We start from the raw sequence: 4,254 nt of genomic DNA on the forward strand, positions 1-4,254 counted from the left end.
CGGGAACGCCCATACCCATATCGCAAGCGGTCGGCCCAGCACCAGCAACGGCGCGGCGACGATCATCATCAGTTCGTGCTGCACCATGTGCGCCGAAAAGAGCGCGGCGCTGAGCGAATCGAGTGGAGAATCGAGTGCGGCGACCAGTACCAGCCAGCCGCCAAAGAACGCCGCAAGTTGCCTCATGTGCGTGGATTTCGCATGACGGCTGCGCGCGCTGAGCCGGAGATAGCCCACCGCGTAGAGCACCGCGCTGATGGCGAGCGGCACGACGACCCATGCCTCGAAGCTCCAGCCGAGCGGTGGCGCACCCCGGTCGTCAGCGCTCAGCACATGCGCCGACACCGAAGGCGCGGCGGCAAACCACAGCACAAGGAACGCAACGGCCACGCCGGGATAGCGCGACCCGGCGGGCGCGGACAAGGACGGTCGCGCGAGATGCGGCGCATGCATCCGGTAACGTGCGATCGAAACCCGGCGATCAGTTATCGACATGGATCGATCACCCATTGCGGCACCCACATCGCAAGCAGCGCGAACGACGACAGCGCGCCGACCGTCGTCGCGACGAAGGCGAGAAACACAGGCCGGGCCGGCAGCGCATCGCTGCCGGGATCGAGTGGCGGTGGCGTCGCGATCCAGCGCCGCAGCGCGAGCAGCGTGGCGCTTACCGAGAACAGCAGCGCCATGGCGCTGACCCAGCCGAGCGACGCGCCGTTGCGCCACGCGCAGGCGTAAGGCACCAGCGCGTAGTTCGTGCCCAGCGTGGCCAATACCACCGTGGGCGCGCCGAGCAGCGCGAGCCAGGTTTGCATCGTCGGCCTCCTTTCGATCAAAGTTGCACGCGAGGCGCCAGATAAATCACCGCATAAATCGGCAGCCAGCTCAGCACGACGAAATACCAGTACAGCGCGTTCTCGCTGACATCGACAAAACGTTTGCCTTCGAACGGTCCCGTGATCAGCAGCACGCCGAGCACTGCGGTATCGACGGTGTCGGTGATGAGATGGGTCGTATGCAGCCCCAGCAGTAGCCATACCACTGAGCCGTAAGCGTTCGCATACCACGTGACATTCAACGTCGCGAATTCGAAACCGCGCAGCACCAGGAACGCCAGCGCAAATGCGAGGCAGACCCAGATCCACAGAGCCGCGCGGCGACGCTCCCCGCGATCTGCCGCGCGCCTGGCCAACTGGTTCGGCACCATGCTTGCCAGCAGCACGAGCGTGTTCGCGCTCCCCCACAGCAAGGCGGGCGGCGGCGCGTCGAGCGGCCAGACCTGCGCGAGGCTGCGCAGATAGAAGTACATCATCACGCCAATCGCGAAGACACTGCCTTCGATCAACATGAGGCCCATGGTGCTCCACCACATCAGGCTGCGGTGGCTGTAACCGAAGCTCGGCAGGCTGCTGACGTCGAGCACCGCCACGAGCGGCGCGCCTGCTTCACCTGTCCGGGATGCGGCGGGGCGCTCCACGCCAACCTGCGCCGCCCAGTTGCGATCTTCGGCCGGGTTCATGGCCGTTGCTCCAGTTCGAGCGCGCGCCGGTTGTCTTTACGCGACGGCCAGAACCAGCCGATCAGTGCGGCGGCGACCGGGAACGAGCCCCACACGATCGCCCACGGCGTGAACACCGAGCCGATGAACAGGATCGTCGTCGCGATGGCGCTGATAAACGGCCAGATCGACGGCGAGGGAAACAGCGGGCGCGTGTCCGGCTGCGCGTCGAGCGCGGTGGTGGTCAGCACTTCGCGGGCGTCGGCCGCGAGCCCCGCCACGGAGGACGGCTGGGTGACGGGCTCCCACAGCGGATCGCGGCCGTACACAATCGGCAACGCGTCGAAGTTGTGCGGCGGCGGCGGCAGCGGCACGCTCCATTCGAGCGTCCCCGCGCCCCACGGGTCGCGCTCCACGCGCGCGCTGGCCCGATAGCAGGTTCTCACCACGTTGGCGAGAAACACCAGCACGCTCGCGGCGATCATCCACGAGCCGAGCGTCGCGATCAGGTTCAACGGCCCCCACCCCATCTCTGGCGGATAGGTCCACACGCGACGCGGCATGCCATGAAGACCGAGCAGATGCATCGGAAAAAAAGCGACGTTGAAGCCGATGAAGAACAGCCAGAAATTCCAGCGGCCCAGCGTCTCGTCGAGCATGCGGCCGGTGAATAGCGGAAACCAGTAGTAGAACGCCCCGAACAGCGGAAACACCGCGCCGCCGATCAACACATAGTGAAAATGCGCGACGACGAAATACGTGTCGTGCACCTGCAGATCGAGCGGAACCGCGCCCAGCATCACGCCGCTCAGCCCGCCGAGCACGAGAATAAAGAAGAAAGCGAGCACGAACAGAAACGGCGTTCTGAAGTTGAGCCGGCCGCTCCATAACGTTGCGAGCCAGCAGAAAATCTGCACGCCGGTCGGAATCGCGATCATCAGACTCGCCGCGGTGAAAAAGCTTTTACCCAGTTCGGGAATCGCCGTCGCGAACATGTGATGGACCCATAGCCCGAACGCGAGGAACGCGGTCGCGATTACCGCGAGCACCATGGCCGGATAGCCGAACACCGGCCGGCGCGCGAAAGTCGGAATGATCGACGAGATGAAACCGAGCGGTGGAATGAAGATCAGATACACCTCGGGGTGCCCGAAGAACCAGAACAGGTGCTGCCACAGCAGCACGTCGCCGCCTTTGGCCGGATTGTAGAAATGCGTGCCGACGAGCCGGTCGAGAATCAGCGCCGTACTGCCGAGCATCACCGAGGGCATCGCGAACAGCACCATGAACTGCGTCACGAGCGTGGCCCAGACGAAAAGCGGCATGCGGTTGAGCGACATGCCCGGCGCACGCAGCTTGAAGATGGTGGTGATCAGCACGATCGCTTCGAGCAGCGACGACAGTTCGGTGAAGGTGATCATCTGTGCCCAGATGTCGACGCCCTTGCCTGGCGAATAGTCCGGTCCCGATAGCGGCGTATAGGCGAACCAGCCCGCCGCCGGCCCCGCGCCCAGCACAAAAGCAACAAACAACGTCAGGCCGCCGAACAGGAAAATCCAGTACGCGAACGCGTTCATGCGTGGAAAGGCGACGCTGCGCGCGCCGATCATCAACGGAACGATGAACGTGGCGACCGCCTGCATCACGGGAACCGCAAACAGAAACATCATCGTGGTGCCGTGCATCGTGAACAACTGGTCGTACATATCCGGACCGACGAGATGATTCGCGGGCCGCGCGAGCTGAAGCCGCATGACCAGCGCAAGCAAACCGGCGAGCAGGAAAAAGACGAACGTCGTCGTCATGAAGCGGCGACTCATCGTCTTGTGATTGATCGCCGCCAGCGCGCCCAGCACGCCGGGCGGATCGCTCCAGGTGCGGGCGAGCGTGTCGCGCACGGCCGTCGACATCGCCGGCCCATCCAGCGGATGATCGTCCTTGCGAGGGGATTCGGCGCGGCCGCTCATTGCAGTGTCCCAAGCCAGGCCAGCAGCGCCTGAAGATCGGCCGGCGCGAGCCGGTTCGGCGGCATCGTGGTGCCCGGTTTCAGCGTCGGCGCATCCACGATCCAGCCGGCCAGATTGCCTGTCGTGTTCGGCAAGGTACTGGCGGCGATCGTCTGCCGGCTCATCAAATGCGTCAGGTCAGGGCCGAGCGTGCCGGTTGCTGACGTGCCGCGCACCGTATGGCAACTTGCACAGTTGCCGTTCAGAAACACCTGCTGGCCGCGCTCGGTCAGATCCTCGGCGGCGGGCGTCGCAGTGCCGCGTTGATGCGCGGCCCATGCCTCATAAGTGGCGGGTGCTTCGGCGATGACGTAAAACGCCATCAGTGCATGCTCCAGACCGCAGAATTCCGCACATTGCCCGCGATAAGTGCCGGCCTTGTCCGCGCGGAATTCAATCGACGCATCGCGCCCGGGAATCATGTCCTTTTTGCCGTGGAGATTGGGAACCCAGAACGTGTGGATCACGTCGGTCGTGCGCAGTTTCACGATGACCGGGCGCCCTACCGGAATGTGCAATTCGTTGGCTACCGTGAAGTCACCTGCATCGTCGCCAGGGCCATTCAGATAGCGCGCTTCCCACCACCATTGATGACCCGTCACCTCGATGGTCAGCGCGTTGTCCACCGGCAGTGTGGACAGCGCGTGGTCCGTCAGCACATCGGCGAACACGAGACCGAACAGCATCGCGCCCGACAGCAGCGTGGCGACGACCACCATGCGACGCGTGCGTTGCTCGGGTTGCGCGAGC

The 4,254-nt window shown here is 64.4% G+C and carries 5 protein-coding genes; all 5 read right to left on the reverse strand.

The annotated features are described in order from the left end of the window. Positions 1 to 495 (reverse strand): cytochrome c oxidase assembly protein (locus QOC89_RS19615; RefSeq protein WP_323046540.1); only part of this gene is annotated, 495 nt, incomplete at its 3' end. Beyond that, positions 486 to 815: a hypothetical protein gene (locus QOC89_RS19620; protein ID WP_323046541.1), complete on the reverse strand. Its 330-nt coding sequence runs from the start codon at positions 813 to 815 to the stop codon at positions 486 to 488. The genes QOC89_RS19620 and QOC89_RS19615, both read right to left, overlap by 10 nt. A 17-nt stretch (positions 816 to 832) precedes the next feature. Beyond that, on the reverse strand, positions 833 to 1,519 hold the full coding sequence (locus tag QOC89_RS19625) for a cytochrome c oxidase subunit 3 (RefSeq protein ID WP_323046542.1): 687 nt from the start codon (positions 1,517 to 1,519) through the stop codon (positions 833 to 835). Next, positions 1,516 to 3,465, reverse strand: a complete 1,950-nt coding sequence (gene ctaD / locus QOC89_RS19630; protein WP_323046543.1) for a cytochrome c oxidase subunit I — start codon at positions 3,463 to 3,465, stop codon at positions 1,516 to 1,518. The genes QOC89_RS19625 and ctaD overlap by 4 nt, the downstream gene beginning before the upstream one ends. Then, on the reverse strand, positions 3,462 to 4,254 hold a 793-nt coding region (locus tag QOC89_RS19635), incomplete at its 5' end, for a c-type cytochrome (protein ID WP_323046544.1). The genes QOC89_RS19635 and ctaD, both read right to left, overlap by 4 nt.

Source organism: Paraburkholderia sp. (assembly GCF_034668105.1).
GTDB lineage: Bacteria > Pseudomonadota > Gammaproteobacteria > Burkholderiales > Burkholderiaceae > Paraburkholderia.

Bases quoted from the DNA above. Each gene is read 5' to 3' on its own strand.
- QOC89_RS19620 (WP_323046541.1), bottom strand. From the start codon at position 815: ATGCAAACCTGGCTCGCGCTGCTCGGCGCGCCCACGGTGGTATTGGCC.
- QOC89_RS19625 (WP_323046542.1), bottom strand. From the start codon at position 1,519: ATGAACCCGGCCGAAGATCGCAACTGGGCGGCGCAGGTTGGCGTGGAG.
- ctaD (WP_323046543.1), bottom strand. From the start codon at position 3,465: ATGAGCGGCCGCGCCGAATCCCCTCGCAAGGACGATCATCCGCTGGAT.